The 23,687-nt window shown below is 64.6% G+C and carries 17 protein-coding genes and 2 pseudogenes; 15 read left to right on the top strand and 4 right to left on the bottom strand.

The genetic code is table 11. The features are described 5' to 3' along the window. Positions 1-453 precede the first annotated feature (453 nt). Positions 454-1,290, top strand: a complete 837-nt coding sequence (locus HGB39_RS22130) for an IS5 family transposase (RefSeq protein ID WP_240482759.1) — start codon at positions 454-456, stop codon at positions 1,288-1,290. Between the two features lie 57 nt (positions 1,291-1,347). On the opposite strand, the gene HGB39_RS22125 is transcribed toward HGB39_RS22130, so the two are convergent. From HGB39_RS22125 to HGB39_RS22110, 3 genes and pseudogenes are all read right to left on the bottom strand, one after another. Further along, the gene (locus tag HGB39_RS22125) at positions 1,348-2,175 is read right to left on the bottom strand and encodes a dienelactone hydrolase family protein (protein WP_312029805.1); all 828 of its coding nucleotides are present in this window, start codon (positions 2,173-2,175) and stop codon (positions 1,348-1,350) included. 207 nt (positions 2,176-2,382) lie between these two features. Then, a pseudogene (locus tag HGB39_RS39930) lies at positions 2,383-2,617 on the bottom strand (Tn3 family transposase); the annotation flags it as partial. A 602-nt stretch (positions 2,618-3,219) separates the two neighbouring features. Next, on the bottom strand, positions 3,220-3,933 hold the full coding sequence (locus tag HGB39_RS22110; protein WP_005572039.1) for a TetR/AcrR family transcriptional regulator: 714 nt from the start codon (positions 3,931-3,933) through the stop codon (positions 3,220-3,222). A gap of 88 nt (positions 3,934-4,021) precedes the next feature. On the opposite strand from HGB39_RS22110, the gene HGB39_RS22105 reads away from it, so the two are divergent. From HGB39_RS22105 to HGB39_RS22045, 14 genes and pseudogenes are all read left to right on the top strand, one after another. Next, complete coding sequence (locus HGB39_RS22105; protein WP_043792881.1) at positions 4,022-7,264, top strand: acetyl-CoA carboxylase family protein; 3,243 nt, start codon at positions 4,022-4,024, stop codon at positions 7,262-7,264. 29 nt (positions 7,265-7,293) lie between these two features. Then, positions 7,294-8,952 (top strand): AMP-binding protein, encoded by a 1,659-nt coding sequence (locus HGB39_RS22100; protein ID WP_005572037.1) that lies wholly within the window; start codon positions 7,294-7,296, stop codon positions 8,950-8,952. A gap of 66 nt (positions 8,953-9,018) precedes the next feature. Continuing rightward, positions 9,019-10,008: a cyclase family protein gene (locus tag HGB39_RS22095; protein ID WP_005572036.1), complete on the top strand. Its 990-nt coding sequence runs from the start codon at positions 9,019-9,021 to the stop codon at positions 10,006-10,008. Between the two features lie 267 nt (positions 10,009-10,275). Continuing rightward, a complete protein-coding gene (locus tag HGB39_RS22090; protein WP_005572035.1) occupies positions 10,276-11,619 on the top strand; it encodes an MFS transporter in 1,344 nt (447 codons plus the stop codon). Positions 11,620-11,958: 339 nt separating this feature from the next. Then, a complete protein-coding gene (locus HGB39_RS22085; protein WP_005572033.1) occupies positions 11,959-12,468 on the top strand; it encodes a MaoC family dehydratase in 510 nt (169 codons plus the stop codon). 160 nt (positions 12,469-12,628) lie between these two features. Next, a pseudogene (locus HGB39_RS38925) lies at positions 12,629-12,783 on the top strand (IS1380 family transposase); the annotation flags it as partial. Positions 12,784-13,029: 246 nt separating this feature from the next. Continuing rightward, a complete protein-coding gene (locus tag HGB39_RS22080) occupies positions 13,030-13,917 on the top strand; it encodes an SDR family NAD(P)-dependent oxidoreductase (RefSeq protein WP_043792878.1) in 888 nt (295 codons plus the stop codon). 20 nt (positions 13,918-13,937) lie between these two features. Further along, positions 13,938-15,311 carry an MFS transporter gene (locus HGB39_RS22075; protein ID WP_052024058.1) on the top strand — a complete coding sequence of 458 codons (1,374 nt, stop codon included), beginning with the start codon at positions 13,938-13,940 and terminating at the stop codon, positions 15,309-15,311. Beyond that, on the top strand, positions 15,308-16,786 hold the full coding sequence (locus HGB39_RS22070) for an AMP-binding protein (RefSeq protein ID WP_005572029.1): 1,479 nt from the start codon (positions 15,308-15,310) through the stop codon (positions 16,784-16,786). Before HGB39_RS22075 ends, HGB39_RS22070 begins: the two co-directional genes overlap by 4 nt. Further along, a complete protein-coding gene (locus HGB39_RS22065) occupies positions 16,783-17,610 on the top strand; it encodes an SDR family oxidoreductase (protein WP_005572028.1) in 828 nt (275 codons plus the stop codon). The genes HGB39_RS22070 and HGB39_RS22065 overlap by 4 nt, the downstream gene beginning before the upstream one ends. Beyond that, positions 17,603-18,793 (top strand): acetyl-CoA C-acyltransferase, encoded by a 1,191-nt coding sequence (locus HGB39_RS22060; RefSeq protein WP_054246114.1) that lies wholly within the window; start codon positions 17,603-17,605, stop codon positions 18,791-18,793. Before HGB39_RS22065 ends, HGB39_RS22060 begins: the two co-directional genes overlap by 8 nt. Positions 18,794-18,896: 103 nt before the next feature. After that, positions 18,897-19,544, top strand: coding sequence for a TetR/AcrR family transcriptional regulator (locus tag HGB39_RS22055; RefSeq protein ID WP_005572026.1), 648 nt, complete (start codon positions 18,897-18,899; stop codon positions 19,542-19,544). 440 nt (positions 19,545-19,984) lie between these two features. Further along, positions 19,985-20,608, top strand: coding sequence for a hypothetical protein (locus HGB39_RS22050; protein WP_168442941.1), 624 nt, complete (start codon positions 19,985-19,987; stop codon positions 20,606-20,608). Positions 20,609-20,709: 101 nt separating this feature from the next. Then, positions 20,710-21,177 (top strand): SRPBCC family protein, encoded by a 468-nt coding sequence (locus HGB39_RS22045; protein ID WP_005572025.1) that lies wholly within the window; start codon positions 20,710-20,712, stop codon positions 21,175-21,177. Between the two features lie 372 nt (positions 21,178-21,549). Here the strand turns inward: HGB39_RS22045 and HGB39_RS22040 are convergent, their stop codons facing one another. Next, entirely contained in the window at positions 21,550-23,013 is a 1,464-nt protein-coding gene (locus HGB39_RS22040) for a glyceraldehyde-3-phosphate dehydrogenase (RefSeq protein ID WP_005572024.1), read from the bottom strand. Positions 23,014-23,687: the final 674 nt, after the last annotated feature.

Genomic DNA, 23,687 nt, shown 5'->3' with positions numbered 1-23,687 from the left:
ATGTGCGGCACCGTGGAGGTCACGATCGAGCAGCTTGCTGAGTTGCTTGAACGCCAAGTCCCTCCCCGTGACCAGGATGCTGCGCCGCACTGACGGTGCCTCTCGTGTGTGTCGAGCGGCGCGCTCCGATGACCGCCCGCTCAGGGCAGGATGAGGCCGTGGGCGATAGAACCGCAGCAGACCTCGAGTGTGGACTCGCCATGCTCGCCTATATAGCCCGGCACGTCCGGTGAGGCTGGCCCGATCATCGTGTTGCGCGATGTGGTCGGCAGCCCGGCTGGGTGCGGTGGATGCGGCCTCGCATCTTCGTGGGGCGATCCTGGAAGAGGGTGGCGGCGCTAAGAGAGTGTTTGAGAACTCGCGATGGCGGCAGGTGCCTGACTGAGAACCGAAGAGGTGGGCTCCTGGTTGGGTCGGTGAGTACCAAGTCCTAGCCCACACCAGGAGCCCACAATGACATCATCGCCGATCTCGCCATGCCCGTCGTGCCCGCCCCACGCGGTGGACGGACATGGTTACGCGGTGTACCCGTCGTCGGTCACCGACGCAGAGTGGGCGATCGTCGAGCCGCTGTTGCCTGCGCCGGGCAGCATGGCAGGCCGCGGGGGACGACCCGAGAAGTATTGCCGCCGTGTGATAGTGGACGCCATCTTGTACATCGTGCGCGGTGGTTTCGCGCGGCGGCAACTGCCGGTGGAGTACCCGCCAGCCGGGACGGTGTACGCGGTCTTCGCCCGCTGGTCCCACAGCGGCGCGTGGCAGCACATCGTCGACGCGCTGCGCGACCGCCTGCGGGTGCGGGACGGGCGGGACCGGTGCCCGACCGCGGCGATCATCGACTCGCAGACGGTGCCGGCCGCGGATACCGTGCCCCGATCGAGCCGCGGCTGGGATGGCGGCACGGGAACGAACGGCGTCAAGCGACACATTGCGGTGGATGTGAACGGACTGCTGCTCGCCGTCGTCGTCACCGCTGCCTCGATCCAGGACCGCGACGCCGCGCTCCGACTCCTGACCGCACTGCGCGGCAGGTTCTCCACCATCCGGCTGGTCTGGGCCGACAGCGGTTATCCCGGACGGCGGCCCGTCTGGGCGAAAGACGTTCTCGCCCTGCCTATGCAGATCATCAAACGTATCCCCGCGCCACCGGATTCCACGTCCGACCCCTCGTGTGGGTGGTCGAGAGACGTTTCGCGTGGATCAACAAGCACCGCCGCTGCGTGCGAGACTACGAAACCAGACCCGACCACCACGAGGCCACGGTTCACATCGCGACGATCGCGACCATGACGAGGCGGCTCGCCCGAACCTGACGGTTTTCAAACGCACTCTCACGCCGCGACGGGTTCAAGAACGCAGCTGCTCGGCCAGGAACGCCAGGACCCGGTCGAGGGCGACCCGGGTCGGATGCCCCGGCTCGTCGACGAGGGAGACCGTGAGCACCGAGTGTGCCGACGGCGCGATGCCGGCGGCGTTGCCGGGGGAAGAGTCGATCTCGATCCCCTCGAAGGCGGCCCCGAGCGTCGACCGCAGGGTCTCGAAGCGCTCCGGCGGGCAACCCCGGTCGTGGGTGAACCGGAGCCCCAGCACGCGCAGCCCGTCATTCGCCCGCGCCGTGATTGTGCTGAGATCCTCAGCGTCCAGGCCCAGGGCGGCACGGCCCCGCTGCCCGATCGGCGCGGGCATGGCCGGCTGACTCATGACGGACGCGACGACCGAGGGTTCGAGCGCTGTCGCCAGCGCGAAACCTCCGGTGAAGCACATCCCGACCACGCCGACCCCGGGACCGCCACACTCACGGTAGGCCGAGGCTGCGAGTGCCCGTAGCCACCCGACGACGGGGCTCGTGCGGTCGGCCAGCTTCGTGAACTCCCTCGCGACGCAGACCCGCAGGATCGAGTGCACACTCTCGCGGCCATTCGCGGGGGTTCCGGGGCGCCCGAACAGGGACGGCAGGTACACGGTGTAGCCGGCGGCGATGAGCCGACGGGCGAAAGCGATGACGCCCGGATGCAGGCCGGGGATCTCGTGGAGCACGAGAACCGCCGGCCCCGAACCACCCTTGAAGACCTCATACGTGCGCCGGTCGTGTGTGAAGTCGAACGCTTGGAACTCCGGGCCGATCTGCCTGCCGTGGCTCATACCGACTGCTCCCATCCATGGTTCGCTCAGCATGGTCGCGGCCACCCCCGACCGCAATGGCGAGCGGAAGGCCACCAGCGAAGCACCCGGGGTGCACCTGCCCCGACTCCCGAACGCCCTCGACGGCGCTGTTCAATGACACCTGACCGTTCCGTAGCCGGATCCGCTATCGGACGACGTGTGTATCTGACCAGGTCCGGCCTCGCTGACAGCCGGAAGCGTGGCTGTGAGGCCGGTGTGTCAGAAGAGGGTGTCGCGGACCCGCAGCGGACGGTAGCCGGTGGGGCCGAGCTGGGCGAGTTCGCCCTCGATGTCGACGTCGATGGAGCCGAAGAAGTTGATGTTCGCCCTGCGCCGGCGCGATGTGGGCCAGGACCTCGTCATCGACACGTCGTCCCGCGGCGCGCATCGAGTCCAGCGCCAGCCCGTAGTACTCGGTCGTCCAGGCCACCACGGCGTTGGTGGCCATCGTCAACCGCCGGCGGGGCCACAACGCCTGCACCGACGAGTGCCGAAGGACGGCGTCGTGATGGTGGCCGGGCAGCGGTTGCGAGTCGGACGTACCCATGCCGGAACCATCATCACTGTGATGGTCGAAGACCACCACTTCCGCGTCCTCGACGGAACAACGGAACTCTCGCTGCATGCCAGAACGACCACCAAGCCAATCCGCAATTTCAACGCCCACCGACCCAGAAATCGTTAAGCATGTCCCGACTACATTTCGTCAAGCATGTCCCGAGACCACACACGTCAGCGGTCGAGGTGGCCACCGTCGATGAGGTGGGAGAGGCGGTGTTGCTGCTCGGGGACACCCAGTTCACGGAGTTTGGCGTAGACGGGATTCACCGGGAGCCGGTGGCGGGCGATGTGTGCCCAGACGTCGGTGGTGGTCCAGTTACAGATCGCGAGTCTGGTGTACGGGGTTGAAGCGGGAATTCGGGTCGGGGATGCGGTGAAGTCGATCTCGGCGGGGGATGTCCACCGGCCACTCGGTTCGTTGTGGACGGCGTCGGTGTACTCGGTCGGTGTCCCGACTGATAGTCGATGGCCGACGCGCTCATGCTTTCCTGCATATCAGGTGGATCCGCGCGGAGCTTGTACCTGCCTCGACGGTGGCTGCGTCCGCGCAGGCGCATTTAGAGGCGCATCCACTTCCTCGGTGAGTCGATCGCGTGAAGTGTATAGGCCGACAAGTGGGAGATAGAGGCTGACGATCTCTTCCACCGCCCTCATCCGTTCCAATCGACCGTCGACGATAGGTAGCGCGAAAGCTTCGACGCTTCCTAGGCCCATGCGCGCGATGGTTTGAGGCGCGGCCTGGAGATCGACTAGGCCACGACTGGCGGAATCGGCCAGATATCGCGCCGTGCGCTCGATGGTCCCCTCCCGAATTCCGCCCCAAATGCGTTTGACGTCGGTATGGCTGATGGCTTCGTGGTCCAGGAGTGCGATCAGCGTGTGATTCCGGACCACCGCGTCCAATGCTCGCTCCGTCGTGATCGTCAGTACCAGATGCACATCATCCGGGTCGAGGTCTGAGATGTCCTGGGCTGCGAGAAACTCGGCGCGGACCGACTCTGCGACAACCACGAAGACGTCCATTTTGGAAGCGAAGTAGACATAGAAGGTCGCGCGACTGACCCCGGCTTTATCGGCGATGTCAGCGATCGTCGTAAGTCGATAGCCTCGGCGCAAGAAGACCTTTCGTGCGGCGTCGACGAGTTGGTGGCGCCTTTCGGCGTCCTCCCGCGAATATGCCTCGCGCTTGGCCCAGCCAGTTCCCTTCATGTGCAGAGTCTAACCTCCGAGGCGTTGACAGTGGCGTCAACGTCAACCATTATGTTGTGACTGCATTAACAAGTGAGGTGGGTATGTGATGAAGATCCTGGTCGCTAACCGGGGCGAAGTTGCTGTGCGGGTTGTGCGGGCAGCGGCTGGCATCGGGGCATCAACCGTCGCGGTTTACACCTGCGAGGATGCGGACTCGCTTCATGTGCAGTTGGCCGATGAGTCGTCGCCGCTGCCTGGTAGTGGAGTCGCCGGCTATCTCGACGGCGACGCTATGGTCGCGGCAGCGATGCGAGCGGGCTGCACACACGTGCATCCGGGGTGGGGCTTCCTGAGTGAGGATGCACAGTTCGCGGAGTTGTGTCGCGACGCCGGTCTCGTGTTCGTAGGGCCTTCTCCTGAGGTATTGGCCCTGTTCGGGGACAAGTCACGAGCGCGTGCGCATGCGGTGTCTGTGGAGGTGCCGGTGCTCGATGCCGTGCCTGCCCCGGTCTCGCTCGAACAAGCTCGGGCGTTCCTGGCTGAAAACCCTGGCGGGATCATGGTCAAGGCCGTGGCCGGCGGCGGCGGCCGTGGGATGCGGCAGGTTGTCGATCCCGCACAGCTCGATGAGGCATTCGCTCGTAGCCGTTCGGAGGCGCGTCTGGCTTTCGGACACGACGAGCTGTACGTCGAACGCTTGATGCGTGCGGCCAAACACATCGAGATCCAGGTCGTCGGCGACGGGAGCGGCACCGTAGTTCACCTCGGCGAGCGCGAGTGCAGCGTCCAACGACGCCATCAGAAGCTGATCGAGGTGGCGCCGAGCCCGTCGCTCAACGACGACCAGCGCGCCTCGCTCGGCGCACTCGCCGTTCGTCTCACTGAATCCGTCAACTATTCAAGCCTCGGCACGGTCGAGTTCCTCGTCGACGCCGACGCGCTGAAGGACGGGAAACTCAGCGCCGCATTCATCGAGTTGAACCCACGTCTGCAGGTGGAACATACCGTGACCGAAGAGGTGACTGGAGTGGATCTGGTCGCCGCACAGCTTCGCATCGCGGCTGGGGCAACGCTTACCGAACTCGGCCTGCTCCAGGTCGACGTACCCGCGCCGACCGGGTTCGCTATCCAGAGTCGACTCAACGCAGACCGACGCGCGACCGATGGGGAAACCTACGCGGCCACCGGAACCCTGAGCCGATTTGAGCCACCCGGAGGCCCCGGGGTACGAGTCGACACTCACGCCCAGGCCGGACTCATCCTTGACGGCACCTTCGACTCCCTGCTAGCAAAGATCATCACACACACCCGGCATGGTGGTTTTCCGGCCGCGGCAGCACACGCTGACAGGGCGCTCGCGGAACTTCACGTCGAGGGAGTCGAGACCAATGCCGCAGTGCTGCAGGCGGTGCTCACCCATCCGGCATTCGTCTCGGGCGAGGTAACCACGTCGTTCATGACCGAGATCGCCGGCGAGCTTCCGGTCAACGCGTCAACCAACCCGCTCTCCGAAAAAGGTGGCGATGCAGGAGGTGTCCACGTGGTTCTGGGTGGCACCGTGGTCGCTGTCCCCGTAACGGTTGGCGACACCGTCACTGCGAAGACGCCAGTGGTCATTGTCGAGTCGATGAAAATGGAACACGTGGTCACCGCAGGTGCAGCGGGTGTCATCACGAAAGTCCTCGTCGCCCCCGGGGATCAGGTGCACGAGAGTCAGGCTGTCATTTACCTCGACGCGAGCCTCGACTCGGTCGATTCGGGGCACGAAGTCGAAGAGATCGATCCGGACCACGTTCGTCCGGATCTCGCCCACCTCTTGGATCTGCAAGCAGCGAAACTTGACGATGCTCGGCCCCAGGTCGTGCAACGCCGACACCAGACCGGCCACCGGACGATCCGGGAGAATCTCGCTGAACTTGTCGACCCCGGGTCCTTCCGCGAGTACGGCGGGCTCACCGTCGCCGCGCAGCGTAGACGGCGGTCGGTAGGCGAACTTGCGGCAGCCACACCAGCCGATGGCATCGTGCTCGGCCTTGCCACCGTCAACAGTAACGGGGTGCCCGATTTCGGGCAGTGCGTAGTGATGGGTTACGACTACACCGTCCTTGCAGGCACCCAAGGCTTTTTTGGTCACCGCAAGACTGACCGGATGTTGGCACTTGCAGAGCAGCAAGCGCTGCCCGTAATACTTTTTGCGGAGGGCGGCGGAGGGCGGCCTGGCGACGTCGACGTCGACGACATCGCATCGTCGATGTTGGATTGCGGCACGTTCGCTGCACTCGGTCGACTGAGTGGACAGGTTCCGCTTGTCGGTGTGCTGACCGGTCGCTGTTTCGCGGGAAACGCTGCCCTGCTCGGCAGCTGCGACGTCGTCATCGCGACGAAAGACTCGTCACTCGGGATGGCCGGACCGGCCATGATCGAAGGGGGTGGACTTGGCCGCTTCGCCCCAGAAGAGGTCGGTCCGATGTCGGTTCAAGTCCCTAATGGAGTTGTCGACGTGCTTGTGGAGGACGATGCGGAGGCCGTCGAGGTGGCCAAGCGCTACCTCAACTACTTCCAAGGCCCTCATGAGAAGCACACCCACGCGGACCAGCGCGTCCTACGGCACCTGGTACCGGAGAACCGGATGCGGGTCTACGACGTTCGTGAGGTTATTGACGCTCTTGCCGACACCGACTCGGTGTTGGAGCTTCGTCGAGGATTCGGGCACGGGGTCATCACAGCTCTCGTACGGATCGACGGGCGTCCGCTGGGCCTCGTGGCCAACAATCCTGGGCACCTCGGTGGCGCGATCGACGCCGACGCGGCCGACAAGTTGGCGCGCTTCCTGCAGCTGTGCGACGCGCACGGACTTCCGGTTGTATCGCTCTGTGACACACCAGGATTTATGGTCGGTCCCGAATCTGAGCGGGACGCTACCGTGCGCCACTTTTCCCGGCTATTTGTGATCGGCGCCCATCTGAGTGTCCCGATCATCGCCATCATCCTGCGGAAAGGTTACGGCCTCGGCGCCCAGGCCATGGCGGCCGGAGGTTTTAGGGAAACGCTGGCGACGATCGCGTGGCCGACTGGTGAGGTCGGCGGGATGGGACTCGAAGGAGCGGTCCAGCTCGGTTATTCCAAAGAGCTGGCAGCGATCTCCGACCGAGACGAGCGGCAGCGACGCTACGACGAATTGGTCGCAGAGCAATACGAGTCGGGCAAGGCGATCAACGCAGCCAGGGTTTTCGAACTCGACGACGTGATCGACCCAGCCGACACGCGGGGCGCCATCACTGGAGCACTCGCCGCTTGGCGGGGCCCTGACGCTGGCCGGCGACGCCGGTCCTATATCGACACTTGGTGACGAGGGTTCAAGGGGTTCAAGGAGCGCACATGGACATGAACGACTATCTAGCGGACGTGCGGGAGCGCCAGGCGATCCGCCGTCCACCGAATACGCCCGGCGAGGTGACATACCCGGTCGGGGAGATCACCATCCCAGAGCACATCGCGCATTGGGCAGAGTTGACCCCGGACCGGATTGCGATCAGTCATGAGGGTAAGGAGATGCGCTACAGCGATCTCGATGGCATACATCGGCGCGTCGCAGGCTGGCTGCGCGACGCGGGCGTGCGGCCTGGTGACCGAGTCGGCGTACACCTCGGCAATGGGCCCGAATTCGTGATCGCGTTTTTGGCGGTCCTACGCCTCGGTGCGGTACATGTTCCGATCAACCCCATGTTTCGCCCGGGCGAGTTCACGGCCGAGATCAACGATAGTGGGGCTCGAGTCGTCATCACTACGGCGGCCAGCCATGACGTTGTGGTGAACGCGTGGGAAACCATCGACATCGATCACGTGGTCGTGATTGGAGCGGTCCAGCCGGCCGGCCTTCCGGTTACGTCGTGGAAAACCGTGACGGCACACGAACCACACGACGGTTGCGAGACCGACCTCGACGCGCTGGCCGCACTCAACTACACCGGTGGCACGACCGGATTACCCAAGGGGTGTATGCACACTCAACGGCATATGCTCTACACGGCCGTGACCGGCACGGGTGGGTCGGGCATGCACGCCGGCGACGACTACGTCGCCGTGTGCTTCCTGCCGATCTTCTGGATCGGCGGAGAGAACCTGGGAATCTTGTTCCCGCTCGTTCTCGGCGGCACGGTAGTACTGATGTCGCGCTGGAACCCAACCGCCGTCATGGAGGCCATCGACCGCTACCGGGCCACCACGATGGTGGGCAACGTCGAGAACTACCTCGAATTGCTCGATCACCCAGACCGCCACCGCTATGAGTTGTCATCGTTGCGTGATCCACAAGCAGTGTCATTCGTCGGAAAGCTGACCCCCGATCTCCGCCACCGCTGGGCCAACGAGGTCGGCGGGGGTGCCCTGCGCGAGTGTGCATACGGGATGACCGAGACACACACCATGGACGTGTTGCCCTACGGGCTCGCAGACGGCGACGAAGACCTCCTCGCGGAACCGATATTTTGCGGCCTCCCCGTCCCCGGGACCGACATCGCAGTCGTCTCCTTCGAAGACGGGAAACCACTGCCGCTCGGCGAGGTGGGGGAGATCATCGTTCGCAGTCCCGCAGTGATGACGGGCTACTGGCGAAACCCGGAAGCCACCTCACAACAGCTCGTGGACGGCTGGCTGCATACCGGGGACCACGGCAGGCTCGACGATGCCGGATTTCTGCACTACTTGGGCCGCACCAAGGAAATGATCAAGGTCAAGGGAATGAGCGTCTTTCCTGCGGAGGTCGAGGTCATCCTCGGTCGGCATCCTGACATCTACGCGGTGGCCGTTGTGGCGGTCGAAGACCCAGATACGGGCCAGCGACCGCTGGCATTCGTGCAGCGCGAACGCGGCGCGTCGATTGGACCCGACGCCATACAAAGTTGGGCGCGTACGCAGATGGCGACGTACAAAGTGCCGGCCGTGAGAATGCTCGATGAGTTCCCGATGACACCCACGGGAAAGATCAGGAAAAACATTCTCCAGCAGGAGGTTACGAACAGCGGGATAGACCGCTGATCGGATCGTCGATCGGGCCGTCACCGGGGTCCCGATGACCAACTGGTCACACTTCGAGGAGGAACAATGACGCAAGACGCAGAAACGGCAACTGAGGCAGAGCCGAAGCACACCCTGGCCAAAGTTCGGGAAATGTGCACGCAGTATCGGAACTGGGGCAGGTGGGGCGCCGACGACGAAATCGGTACCTTCAACCTCGTCACCCCTGAGAAAGTGGCCGCTGCCGCGCAGTTGGTTCGCCGGGGCGTTGTGTTCTCCCTTTCCTTGCCGCTGGACGCCGAGGGCCCGATGACCGGCGCGCTGGGACGAACCAACCCTGTACATCTGATGCTGCAGGACGGAGGGGACATTGCCTCCGGAGCACAGTCCGCCATGGCTCCGCTCGGTTACACCGACGATGCGGTGTACCTGGTGTTGCAATGCGCAACTCAGTGGGACGCCCTTGCGCATGTGTTCATGGACGAGAAGATGTACAACGGTCACGGGTTGGCCTTAGTCAATAGCTCAGGCGCGGAAAAGAATTCGATCACCCGCATGAAGGACAAGATCGTAACCCGTGGGGTCCTTCTGGATATCCCTCGCTACAAGGGCAAGCCCTGGCTCGACGTAAGCGAACCGATCTCCGACGAAGATCTCGAAGGATGTGCACGACGTCAGGGCGTCGAGATCGGAGCGGGTGACATCGTCCTGGTCCGGACCGGTCGGCTCTCGTTTGTCCGCGAAAGAGGCAGCTGGGGAGACGAATACGCCGGCGGGGCGGCTCCAGGGCTCGGAGTCAGTGCAGCGAACTTCTTCTGTCCGCGTGACGTTGCCGCTGTCGCCACGGACACCTGGGGGTTCGAAGTTCAACCGAACGAGACTCTGCCCGAGATGTGGCAGCCGCTACACGCCATCATGCTCGCGAACTCCGGCATCACCATCGGAGAGATGTTCGACCTCGAAGCTCTCGCCGAAGATTGCGCGAGTGACGGCGTGTACGAGTTCATGTTCGTCGCCCCACCCTTGAACATCACCAAGGCAGTGGGCTCTCCGATCAACCCGCAGGCCATCAAATAGTTTGCCAAGGCTGCGTACCACTCAGTGACGCCGTAGTCGTTTCACAGGCTTCTCCGCGTTCACCGACTGGCGTGGTTGCCTTGACAGATGTACGTAAGCAGCGCCGTTGCACGGAGTTAGCGCAGCGGTACGCCCGAGCCGGATATCGGCTGTTAGGCGGCGGTAATGCCGTCGCAAATGCGAACCATGGAACCGCTCGCCGCCAGTCCACGCGGCTTCGGTGGCCAGATCCCCCGCTGATCTCAGCGTTCCCCAACAGGAGACCTTATGTCCGACACAAACGCGCCCGTCGGGACCACCACCGCCGGGAAGGTAGGAGGCGTCCAAACCGACGCCGTCTTGGCCAAAGTCAAACGATCGATCATACCCATTGCATTCCTGCTTTACGCATTCAACTACATGGACCGAGCGGCGATCGGCTACGCGCAGCTTGGCATGTCGACCGAACTCGGCATCAGCCTCGCGACCTACGGCACGGTAGCGGCGATCTTCTTCGTCGCCTACGCAGTGCTCGAAGTACCCAGCAACATGATCATGAACAAGGTGGGAGCTCGGATCTGGCTGGCGCGAATCGCGATCACCTGGGGCCTGATCACAATCGCCACCGGCTTTGTGCAGAACACCCCCCAGCTTTTCATCGCGCGAATCGCACTGGGTGTTGCTGAGGCCGGTCTGTTCCCCGGCCTGCTGCTCTTTCTGACCTACTGGCTGCGCACCCAGGACCGCAGTCGCGGCATCGCCGGATTCTCGCTGGCGCAGCCCATTGCGCTTCTGGTAGGTAGTTCGACTGCGGGTTTGATCCTCGATCACGTTGAATGGTTCGGTCTGAGCTCGTGGCGCTGGGTGTTCATCCTGCAGGGCATTCCGCCGGTGCTGGTGGGGATCTGGGTGCTTGTCTACCTCGCTGACCGGCCCAGCAAGGCGACCTGGCTGACGAAGGACGAGTCGGATTGGCTCGAGGGCGAGATCAGTAAGGAGTACACCGCCGAGGACGTGCACACGGAGGTCTCGCTCGCCGCCCTCAAGAACCCGCGAATCCTCTATCTGGCCGCCATCAACCTGCTCTATGCCGTCGGTCTTTACGGCATGACTTTCTTCATGCCGCAGATCATCGCCCAACTCAACCCCGGCTACTCGTCGACCAACGTCGGCTTCGTCGGCGCCGTTCCTTACATCTGCGGCGCGATCGCGATGCTGTTGGTTGCCCGGTACTCCGACCTACTTGGGAACCGTAGGGGTCTGGCCATGGGTTGCCTGGCCACCGCTGTGCTGGGTTTGAGCATCACGATGATATTCAAGGAGACCCCCAATGTAGCGCTCATCGGTCTCTGTCTTCTCGCGATCGGCGTCTTCTCCTACCTGGGTCCGTTCTGGGCATTGGCTAGCGAGGCGCTCACCAGGGCTCAATCCGCGGTTGGTCTTGCCACGATCAACGCAATCGCCGCGGCTGGTGGCTTCTTCGGTCCTTACGTCATTGGCAAGACCTCCGCAGGCAGCGATGTGATCTTCAGCTTGATCTTCCCAGCGCTCTGCATGGCAGTGGCCTGCGTGATGCTGGCATTCGTGAGGCCCGCCAAGGGCACCCCGTCCGAGATGGTCGGCAAACTCTGACCCGTTCCGACGCGATCCAGGACAGCGGCACCGTTATCGTGTGACCCCGACCGGCTTCGTCGGTCGGGGTCATCACAGTCGGCGACGATGTGAAGCCGCCTTGGTGCTGACCAGATGATCGATGACCTGTGGGCGAAATGTATTCGTACCTAATATTTTTCGTCCAGTTTCGAGGTTGACGCCTAGCCCGCAGTGATTGAGCCCAACTCTACCGACGCCCTGACAATCCGATATGAACGCCACGGCACCACTTCCGCGGATTCCTCCACCTCGCCGCGGCACTCACCTGCTTCAAGAATCTTCACATGAGTTAACGACCAGCCACGACCAGGGAGAACCATGGACACGACCACCCTACCTATCCGTCCGACCACCGCCGCGGATCTGACCGCACTCGTCGGCGAGGAACTCGGCCCCACCGAGTGGTACGAGATCACCCAGAAGCGGGTGAACGCGTTCGCCGACGCGACCGGCGACCACCAATGGATCCACGTTGACGTCGAGAAGGCCGCCGCCAGCACTCTTGGCGGCACCATCGCCCACGGTCTGTTCAGCTTGTCGCTTGGCCCGTACCTGTCGAGCCGGCTCCTCACGTTGGAAGATTTCGCGCACGGCTTGAACTACGGCTACAACAAGGTTCGCTTCCCCGCTCCGGTTCCCGTCGGGTCGCGGGTGCGGATGCGGGTCACCGTCGTGTCGGCGGAGGAACTGCCGGGTGGCATCCAAGTAACCACCGCTCAGGTGGTCGAATGCGAGGGCTCTGACAAGCCGGTGATGATCGCGGAGTCGGTAGGGCGCGTCATCCCCCATCCTGACCACACGGTGTATCCCGATCGCCCCGAACTTTGAGTGATCGGTTACCGACACACTACGAGCGTGACCGGTGCCGGCGCGTCGACCTCGGGCCCCCCGGGCATCGGCGAAGCATCTCGAACAGCCACCTTTCCAACGGATTCGACATACGCCGCGAACAGGTCGCGGAGCACGGCGAAGGTACGTTGATGAGTTTGGCCTCGTCCCGGTGATGGGATGACGCAGGCCAGCGGCCTACTCACCCTCGCCGATCAGCCCTGAGCCGACGACAAGGATCCAACGCCAGGCCGCAAGAGCGCGCCCCAGATCGGAGGCATGGTCGCCGGCGCCGAAAGCATCGCCGACCTGGCGCCTGGGCCTTCAGGCGGCGTTAGCGAGGGATCACACCTATCGCTCCGACACCATCGCACATCCGATAGACGCATCGACGAAACGTCGGGATAGTCGAGTGGTTGGCGATTGCTAGCCATTTCTGCACGCGCGTTCGAGTACCAGTCTGGAGCCCTCGCCCACCTGCAGAGTTCCGGTTGCGGCTTGACAACGCGAGACTCGGATCACATGATACTGAGTAGTATTGCTGGTCATGGAGGTTTTGATATGGATAGGTTTGCTGGACAGGTCGCGATAGTGACGGGCGCCGGTGGCGGTCTGGGGCGTGCGCATGCCCTCGCCCTCGCCGAACGCGGCGTGAAGATCATCGTGAACGACCTCGGTGACGGCTCCACGTCGGTGGTGGCCGAGATTGCCGCTCTCGGCGGCGAGGCCGTCGCTTCCGATGCCGACATCACCGACGTCGCCGCGGTGCAGGCAATGGTCGATGATGCTGTCGAGCGGTGGGGGCGGGTCGACATCGTGATCAACAACGCCGGGATCTTGCGCGACAAGACTTTCGCCAAGATGGAGCTGGCCGACTTCCGCAAGGTGATCGACGTGCATCTGATGGGTTCGGTGCACTGCACCCAAGCCGTGTGGCCGCACATGGTGGCCCAGGGCTACGGCCGGATCCTGATGACCACCTCGGCTTCCGGGATCTACGGGAACTTCGGTCAGGCGAACTACGGTGCGGCCAAGTCCGCGCTGGTCGGCCTGACCAATGTGCTCGCGATCGAAGGCGAGCGCCGGGGTATTCGAGTCAACGCCCTGGCCCCCACCGCCGCTACGCAGATGACCGACGGCCTGATTCCGGAGGAAGCGGCCGCCAAACTGGGCCCGGAGACCATCGCCCCGGGCGCGGTCTTCTTGGTTTCACCGGACGCGCCGAACGGCGTCATCCTCGGCGCCGGTGCGGGCGTCTTTGCGGTCTCGCGCATGCTGGAAGCCCGCCCGGTGTTCCTGCCCGAGGACGAACGCACCGCCGAGACGATCGCTGCGCGCTGGGACGAGATCGCCGACATGAGCGACCCGCACCCGCTGGGTTCGGCGTTCGATCAGACCAACCTGTACGTCGAGCTGTCCGGGCGCGCCAGCGCCGACACTCTTTCTTAGTCTTCTCGGAGCTGAATGCCATGTCTCTCACCACCGCGGGAAGCAGCTTGCACTCCGCTGCTACCCGGAAGGCGATGCTGCGGCTATTGCCGATCCTGTGTCTGACCTATTTCATGTCGTACGTCGATCGCACGAACATTGCCCTAGCAAAGACGCACCTCGAAGCCGACGTCGGGATCAGCGTCACGGCCTTCGGCCTCGGCGCCGGGCTGTTTTTCCTTACCTACGCTCTTCTGGAGGTCCCCAGCAACCTGATCATGTATCGGGTGGGCCCGCGGCGGTGGATCGCGCGGATCGCGATGTCGTGGGGTGCGGTCACCGCGCTTATGATGTTCGTGAACGACGAGATCACCTTCTACATAGGCCGGATGGCGCTCGGCGCAGCCGAGGCGGGGTTGTACCCGGCCATGATGTTCATGGTGACGCAGTGGTTCGCCCAGAAGGATCGGGCGACCGCGATCGGATTCATCTATCTGGCGGCTACCGTCGGGATCTTCCTCGGTGCACCGATGGGCGGCGCGCTGATGGAGTTGGACTCGCTCGGTGGACTGCACGGCTGGCAGTGGATGTTCCTGGTCGAAGGTTTGCTGACCATTATCGTGGGGTTCGTCGTCCTGTTCACCCTGCCGGATAAGCCGAAAAACGCGGCGTGGCTGACTACACAGGAGGCGGCGTCGCTGACCAGCGCGGCCACTGCCGGGACCGAGGCCCATGTTCGGCATTCACTGCGCGGCAATATGCGGGTCGCGTTCGGTCGGCCGTTCATCTTGCTCATCGCGGTGATCTATTTCCTCAACCAGATCACCATCAACGGTGTGACCTTCAACGTGCCGTCGATCATCGAGTCGATGAATGTTGAAGGTACCTTCCTGATCGGTCTGCTCAGCGGTGTCACCGGAGTCGGCGGCACTATCGGGGTCCTGGTTGTTCCGGCCATCGCACGTCGCATCCCGAACGAGTCCTTCGTGATCGGCGCGCTGGCAGTTGGCTGCGCCGCGGCGGCCGGGTTGTTTCTCGCAGCATCCTCACCCGTGATCCGAGTCATCCTGATCGGGGTGCTGGCGGCACTGATGATCGGAACGCTTCCCCTCTTCTGGTCCGTGGCCATGGCCCGGATGTCTGGCCTGATGGCCGCGGCCGGACTGGCATTCATCAACACTGTGGGTCTGACTGGAGGATTCGTCGGCCCCTACGTGTTCGGTCTCGTGGAGTCCCGTTCCGGAGACCCGGTTACCGGGTTCTACATCGTGGTCTTGGTCTCGCTTATCGGGGCCGGCCTCGCCATCGCCCTCAATCGGTCCGTAATTCGCGAGGACCGCAAGGCCGCACAGACCCAGCAGCTGTCCGGTGGCACAGGCCCAAAGTCGGATCCCGATGTGGAGGTCCAGTCATGATGTTCCATCCCGCAGACGGCTTCCCGCTGTCCGAAATCCCGAAGGCCTACGCGAGCGAAATGCCGGAGACGGTGGTGGTGCGCGCCGACGCCGACACTTTGACCTGGAGACAGCTGCATCGCGGAAGCAACCGTCTGGCCCGCGGTCTGATCGACGCGGGTGCGGAGCCGGGCCGGATCGTGACCCTGCTCATTCCCAACTCCACGGACCTGATCCTGGCCGTGTTCGCCTGCTACAAGGCCGGCGCCACACCGCAGGTCCTCTCACCTCGGATGACCCCGGCCGAGCTCGACGCGATCATCGAACTTGGCGATCCTGCAGTCGTGGTCGTCGATCCCGCCGGACCGGTCGCCGACCGCGACGGTGCCGTCACGGTCGATGCCCTCGGGCACGGACGGTCCGACGGTGACCTGCAGCCGCGGATCGCGACCTCCTGGAAGGCGCCCACCTCGGGCGGTTCCACCGGCCGACCCAAGATCATCGTGTCCGGGCGGGCGGCGGTGACCTCCGACTTCGACCCAGACATCTGGGGGATCGAGCCGCGGGAGCAGGCGCTGATCACCGCGCCGCTGCACCACAACGCGCCGTTCGGCACCGCACTGTCGACGATTTTCCTCGGTGGCACCGTGACCCTGCTGACCCGGTTCGACGCCGAACGCACCCTGTCGGTGATCGACGAGTACGGCGTGAACTGGGTGTACCTGGTGCCCACCATGATGCGCCGCATACTGGCACTGCCCCACGAGGTGCGGGCGAAGTACTCGCTGGGATCCGTCCGCTCGATCTGGCACTGCGCCGAGCCCTGCCCGGTCTGGCTCAAGAGGAAGTGGATCGAGTGGCTCGGCCCGCAGCGGATCTGGGAGCTGTACGCGGGCACCGAATCCGAGGCCGGCTGCACCCTGCGCGGCGACGAATGGCTCGGCCACGTCGGCTCGGTGGGTCAGGTCACGTGGGGTGAGATGAAGCTGCTCGACCCCGACGGCGGAGAGATCACCGAACCGGACGTCCCCGGCGAGATCTTCATGCGGGTCACCCCGGGAACCGGCGCCACCTACCGGTACATCGGCGCCGAACCGACCATCCGCGAGGGCTGGTCGTCGCTCGGTGACATGGGGCGATTCGACGCCGACGGCTACCTCTACCTGCATGATCGCCGTTCCGACATGGTCACCGTGGGCGGGGTCAACATCTACCCCGCGGAGATCGAGGCCGCTCTGGTCGAACACGAACTGGTGCTGACCGCCGTGGTCATCGGCTTGCCCGACGACGACACCGGCAACCGCCTGCACGCCATCGTCCACACCGGGCATTCCAGTGGCGTCACCGAGGCCGAGCTGCGCGAGTTCCTCGCCGGCAGGCTGTCGAAGCACAAACTGCCCGCCACCCTCGAACTGGTCCACGAGTCGCTACGCGACGACGCCGGCAAGGTCCGCCGGTCGGCGCTACGCGCGGCCCGACTACAAGGAAAACTATGATGAGAACGTCCGAACTGTTCGACATCGCCGGTAATAAGGTCCTGGTCACCGGTGGCGCCCGCGGCATCGGTTTGATGATCGCGGAGGGCCTGCTGCGCGCCGGCGCCACCGTTTTGCTCTCCACCCGCAAGCCGCAGGCCGCCGCCGACGCCACCGAGAAGCTGTCCGAACTCGGTGAGGTGCACGCGATCGCCGCCGACATAGGCACCGAGCAAGGCTGCCGGGACCTGATCGACGCGGTAGCCGAGCGGACCGACCGCCTCGACGCACTGGTCAACAATGCCGGCGCCACCTGGGGTGCACCCTTCGACGAGTTCCCCGACGCGGCCTGGGACAAGGTGCTCGGGGTGAACGTCAAGACCCCGTTCACCTTGGCCAAGCTGGCCCGCCCACTGCTCGAGGCCGGCGCGAGCGCCGACGGCGGCCCGGCCCGCATCATCAACATCGGCTCGATCGACGGCCTCGCGGTCCCGAACTACGAGAACTACTCGTACTCGGCGGCCAAGGCGGCGATCCATCACCTGACCCGGCACATGGCGGCCAACCTGGCACCGTCGATCCTGGTCAATGCGATCGCGCCGGGACCGTTCCCGACCAAGATGATGCAGTTTGTGCTCGACGAGCGCGGCGACGAGCTCGAGGGCGCCAACCCGCTCAAACGGATCGGCCGCCCGGAAGACATCACCGGCCTGGTGACCTTCCTGCTGTCCCCCGCGAGCTCGTTCATCACCGGCACCGTCATTCCACTCGACGGCGGCCTGACCTCGACGATGTCCGTCGCCCTGTTCGACCCCATCCGCCAAGGAGGCGTGATCCATGCGTGAAGCAGTAGTAGTGTCCACCGCCCGGACCCCGATCGGCCGGGCCTACAAGGGCGTCTTCAACGACACCCCGGGTCCGGCGCTGGCGGCGCACGCCATCGCCGCCGCGATAGCGCGTGCGGGCTTGGAGCCGGGCGAGATCGAGGACGTGATCCTCGGCTGCGCCATGCAGGAAGGTTCCACCGGATACAACGTGGCCCGGCAGGCCGCCCTGCGGGCCGGACTTCCGGTGACGGTGCCCGGAATGAGCGTCGACCGTCAGTGCGCATCCGGCCTGATGGCGATCGCCACCGCGGCCAAGGAGATCGTGACCGATGGCTTACAGATCGCCGTCGGCGGCGGCGTGGAGTCGATCAGCCTGGTGCAGAACGACCACCGCAACACCTTCCGGGCCCAGGACCCGTGGCTGGTCGAACACGGCCGCGACGTGTATATCTCGATGCTCGAGACGGCCGAGAACGTGGCCGAACGCTACGGCATTTCGCGGGAGGCACAGGACGAGTACGCCCTCGAATCGCAGCGGCGAACCGCAGCCGCCCAACAGGCCGGACTGTTCGACGACGAAATCGTGCCCTTCGCCGGCACCAAGCAGGTCGCCGGGGCCGACGGCGCGCCGGTCGCCGAGGAATTCAGCCTTGCCCTCGACGAGGGCAACCGCCCCTCGACCACAGCCGACGGGCTGGCCTCGCTGCGCGCGGTCCTCTCGGACCGGCCCGGTCACCCTGCGACGATCTCGGCGGGCAACGCCTCGCAGCTATCCGACGGCAGCGCGGCGGTGGTGCTGATGGAGGCCGCCGAGGCTGCTCAGCGCGGCCTCGAGCCGCTCGGCACCTACCGCGGTATCGCGGTCGCCGGCTGTGCGCCGGACGAAATGGGCATCGGGCCGGTGTTCGCCATCCCGACGCTGTTGGAGCGGCACGGGCTGCGCGTCGACGACATCGACCTGTGGGAGCTCAACGAGGCCTTCGCCTCGCAGGCGTTGTACTGCCGTGACAAGCTGGGCATCGACCCGGCGAAGTACAACGTCAACGGCGGTGCCATCGCGATTGGTCATCCCTACGGCATGAGCGGCGCCCGCATGGTCGGCCACGCACTGCGCGAGGGACGTCGCCGCTCGGCCAAGTACGTCGTGGTCACGATGTGCGTCGGCGGCGGTATGGGCGCCGCGGGGCTGTTCGAGCTCTGATCGTCGCACCTCGAAGCACGCGCATGGCCGTGTCCGCGTCTCACCGACACGGCTATGCTGCGTTCGATATCAGCCGGGAACGGCAAGGACTCGGGAAGGGCGCATGACCACCGAACGATTCGGCGTCGACCCGGCCGCGTATGACGCGGCCCGGACGATGATCCTGGACGCGGCCGCCGACGTCTTCCAACGCCAGGGCTTCGACCGCACCACCATCGACGACATCGCCGACGCGATCGGTGCCACCAAGGGACGCGTTTACTACTACTTCCGTTCGAAGTTCGATATCTACCTCGCCGTGTACGAGGAAGGCATGCGGAAAGTGTGCGAAGCCGTCGAGCCGCTGTCGACAGGACCGGGCACAGGACGGGACCGCCTGGTTGCCATGTCGGTGGCGCACGCTGAGAACTTGATGATCGACCTGCGATATCACAACACAATCCACCAAGGGATTCCTGGCCACGGCACCTCAGCTCTCAAACAGCGGCAGCGCGACGAACTGGATGCACTCAACAGGATTCGCGACGAGTACGAGCAGATGTTCCGCAAAGTGGTCGCCGACGGAATGGCGGACTCCAGCCTGCGGATCGAGGACCCGAAACTCGCCACTCGAGTTCTTCTGAGCAGCCTCAACGCCATCGACACCTGGTTCCAACCGCGTCCGGGACAATCAGTCGAGCAGATCCACGACCTTGCCCAGAGAATCGCACACCTACTCATCAACGGTCTCACGAGTCAGAAGAGTCGATAGAGCCTGGATCAGTGCAGGCGGCATGACCACCTACGTGCGGAGGCAACTTGCCATGACCGCCGAGACTTCCGCACGCCTCACCGCAAGCGCTGAGGAAGACCTCCCGTTGACACATTGTGGCTGCTCGCCGAGCGAGATCCTTGGTCGCATTGGTGTCCGTGAAGCGTCTGTTTCTTGGGGTAGCACCCAATTGTTCCTTGGGAAGGCCGCGCTTACGCGGTTCAAGATCCGCCGGCAGGGGAGTGCCTGGGTCACAGAATTAAGCCCGGCCGTGGGTCATAGAATTGGGTCGACCGGCGGACAGCGCCGAAGATCTCCCCGCAGCTGCGGTAGCCACACGGATCGCTTTGTGACGATCAATTTGTAGGAGCGAGTTCTCGGGACACGACTCCGGGTTGTCGAGATACTTCGGCGGTCCGGGCACCTACTCGCAGAAACGGGTGACAACTTCGGCGACGCAGACCGGACGATCCGACGCCGGTTGCGGGGTGGTGCTGTGGCTGTCCGGGTGGCGGGTGGCGCGGGACGAGGCGAGCGTTGATGAACGCCGTCGTCGGCGCACCTTCCTGCTCGGCCGGACCGTCGCCGCGGCCCTGGTTGGTGTCACCGTGGGGTTGTCGCCGATGCTGGTGTTGTTATATGTCGTGTTCACGGCCACTGTGGGCATCGCGGTGGAGTGGGCCTCGGTGTTGGTGCTCTATGCCGGTAGTGCGGTGCTGGCGTACGGGTGCGCATTGCTGGGTGTGTGGTGGGTGTTGGCATCGGCGGGCGATGATCGGCGCGCGGCGACCGTGCGGAGGCTTGCGGTGTTGCTGCCGGTCGGTGCGTTGACGGCGACGGCCGCGGGTGTTGGGGGCCGCTGGGATGTTCGGGTATTCCACTGTCCCTGTGACGTTCGTGTGCGTTATCGCGGTGGTGGCCGCGGTGCTGACGGCCACGGTGGCGCTGGCTCGGGTGCTGACCCGGGCCCCGGCCGTGGGCGCTGGCGCCCGGTGACCTCACCCGCGGTACACGACCCTCAAACCGGGCGCAGGAACGGTGCGCGGCCGGTCGAGAACAGGTGAGCACCCTCGCGGTGGGGGCGGGGCATCACCCGTCCCTCGATAGGTGACACCGTTGAGATTGTGGGCCCACCCATGAATCTCCTCGGCTCTACAATCGGGCGATGGACAGGACCGACCGCGCCAGCAGGGTGATCGCGGCACCACCGGCGACTGTCTACGGCGCCCTCCTCGACCGGGAGTCCCTCGAGGCCTGGTTGCCGCCGGAGGGCATGCGCGGGCGGGTCGAGCGGTGGGATCCCCGGCCTGGTGGCGGGTTCCGGATGGTCCTGACCTACCTGAACCCCGCCGGCAGCCCCGGAAAGACATCGGATGCGACGGATGTCGTCGATGTCGGATTCGCCGACCTGGTGCCGCCGGAGCGCGTGGTGCAGCGGGCGGTATTCGAATCTGACGACCCGTTGTACGCGGGCACCATGACGATGACCTGGCACCTCGCGGCCGCCGGGGACGGGACCGAGGTGACCGTCACCGCTACCGACGTGCCAGCCGGCATCGACCAAGCGGTACACGAGGCCGGGATCGCCTCCTCGCTGGCGAACCTGGCGTCGTACGTCGAAGGGACCCTCTGACGGTCGGCTGCGACCCGGGACCCGGCGTTGTGTCGAGGACGCGGTCGAACACCCACCTCGTCACCGCGAGCACCGCGGCGCTCGTCTCGACACCACCCCGCTAGCACAACTGATCACCACCCGCGACGGGCAGGATGAGGCCGTGAGTGACCGAACCGCAGCCGACCTCGAGCGTGAACTCGCCATGCTCGCCTTCGTACGTGACCCCCTGGGTCGGAGGGCGACGATTTCCGTATCCCGACCACTGCCGTTGATCAGGTTCTCGATGAGCTCAACCGTCTTCAACGATCGCCGTGGGATCCGAGCTGATTTCCGTCCGCGCATACCGGGCGAGCGCCTGTGCTTCTGAAGTGGCCGAGCGCGCTCACGCCTTTAGGCGATCGCTTCAGTGGCAGCGGCCGCGTCGACCGCCGGGTAGATGGGGTACTCCACGCCCGAGAGGTACTGGACGGTGCGAACCACCTGGCAGGAGTAGCCGAACTCGTTGTCGTACCAGACGTACAGGATGGCGGTGTCGCCGTCGACGATCGCGGCGTTCGCGTCGACGATGCATGCCGCACGCGAGCCGATGAAGTCACTCGACACGGCGTCGGTTGCCGCGGTGTAGTCGAGGTTCCGGCTCAACGATCCGGTGAGTGATTCCTGGCGAAGGTGCTCCAATACTTCATCTTTGGTGGCCTCGCGACTGAGCTGAAGGTTGAGGATCGCGACGGACACGTCCGGCGTTGGCACGCGGATCGAATTGCCGGTGATCTTGGCCTTCAGGTCGGGAAGGGCCTTCGCAATCGCGGAGGCCGCACCCGTCTCGGTGAGGACGAGGTTGAACGGCGCCGATCGGCCACGCCGGTCGGCCTTGTGGTAGTTGTCCAGCAGGTTCTGGTCGTTGGTGAACGAGTGCACAGTCTCGACGTGGCCCCGCACGACGCCGAACTCGTCGTCCATGGTCTTCAGCGGCGGGACGATGGCGTTCGTGGTGCAGGACGCGCACGACACGATGCGTTCGTTCGGATCGACGTCGCGGTGATTGACGCCGTGCACGATGTTGGGGACGTCACCCTTGCCGGGCGCGGTCAACACCACCTTCGCCACACCAGGGCGGAGGTGCTGTGACAGCCCGTGGCGGTCACGCCAGATGCCGGTGTTGTCGATCAGGATCGCATTGTCGATGCCGTACTCGGTGTAATCGACACTTGTCGGGTCGTTGCTGTGAATGAACTTGATGACGTTGCCGTTGGCGATGAGGGCGTTGTTCTTCTCGTCGACCTTGATCGTGCCGTTGAACTGACCGTGGACGGAGTCGCGGCGCAGCAGTGACGCACGCTTGACCAGGTCGTCCTTGCCGCCCTTCCTGACGACCACGGCACGCAGGTTCAGGCCGTTACCCGAACCGGCCTTCTCGATGAGCAGCCGCGCGACGAGTCGACCGATACGCCCGAATCCGTAGAGGACGACATCCTGGGGCTGCGCGGGGCTCGTCTGGGCACCACCGACCAGGTCGGCGAGGCTCTCCGCGACGAACTCGGGGATCGGCGCTCCGCCACCGTGGGCGTGGTAGGCGGTCACCAACAGGCCGAGGTCGATCTTCGACGGCCGCAGATCGAGTCCGGTCAGCGCCTCGAGGAAGGGGAACGTCTCCTCGACGGAGAGCTCGTCGCCACGGATCTGTCGGGCGAAGCGATGGGTCCGCAGGATCTTGATGACCGATTTGTTCACCAGCGAGCGACTGTGCAGCAGAATGGTCACCGAATGCCTGCGGTGCAGACCGCCGATGATCGGGATCATCGCTTCCGCGAGAGCTTCCTCGGAGTTCCACTGCGTCAGTTCCGTTGTGCTCACTGCGTTCCTCTGGCTTTCTGGCTCATTGGCGTGCTCGTGGGTCGGACGCCGGGCGGGATGAGACGCACGTCATACATCCATGTTGCGGAGAACGGCGTGCGCACCACCAAGCATATGGAAGCGCCTCCTCGCGGCGACAGGCACCGGGCACCAGGGACTCAACGGTTGCTTCGGCTACGGGTATTCCGGTTCGAGGGGGACGGTGACCGGGGGCTCGGCCGGCTCGAGGACGTGGACCGGTGGGGGAGCAGGATCTCCCACGTCACCGGTACCTCGTGCTCCGGGCTGCGCTGCGACCAAAGGCAGTGGGCGTGATACGAGGTCACCAGGGCGGTGCCGTGCGTGCGGAGCAGCTCCACGTTTGCTCGGAATCCGGTGTGAGCGGTCTCGACCTGCCAGATTTCCGCGGTTCCGGTCGGGTCGAAAGCGGTGCGGAAGGCGTGGGCCTGTTTGAGGTGAATGGATGTGCCGCGCGGACATTGGCACGAAGCACAGGCGTGCGTCCTCGGTGACCGACATGTTCATGCCGCCGTACTCCGCCGACGTCCTATCACGAGTTACTCGATATCACCCGCCTCTACCGTGCCAGCCACCCTGGCGTTCGATTGGAAATCGTGGGCCCCTACTTCGGACTAGAACTCGGCGAACGCCTTGTCCGTCGAGCAGGCTCTCGA

It is taken from the genome of Rhodococcus opacus, assembly GCF_012396235.1.
GTDB lineage: Bacteria > Actinomycetota > Actinomycetes > Mycobacteriales > Mycobacteriaceae > Rhodococcus_F > Rhodococcus_F opacus.
This window is presented reverse-complemented; position numbering and strand designations above follow the sequence as displayed.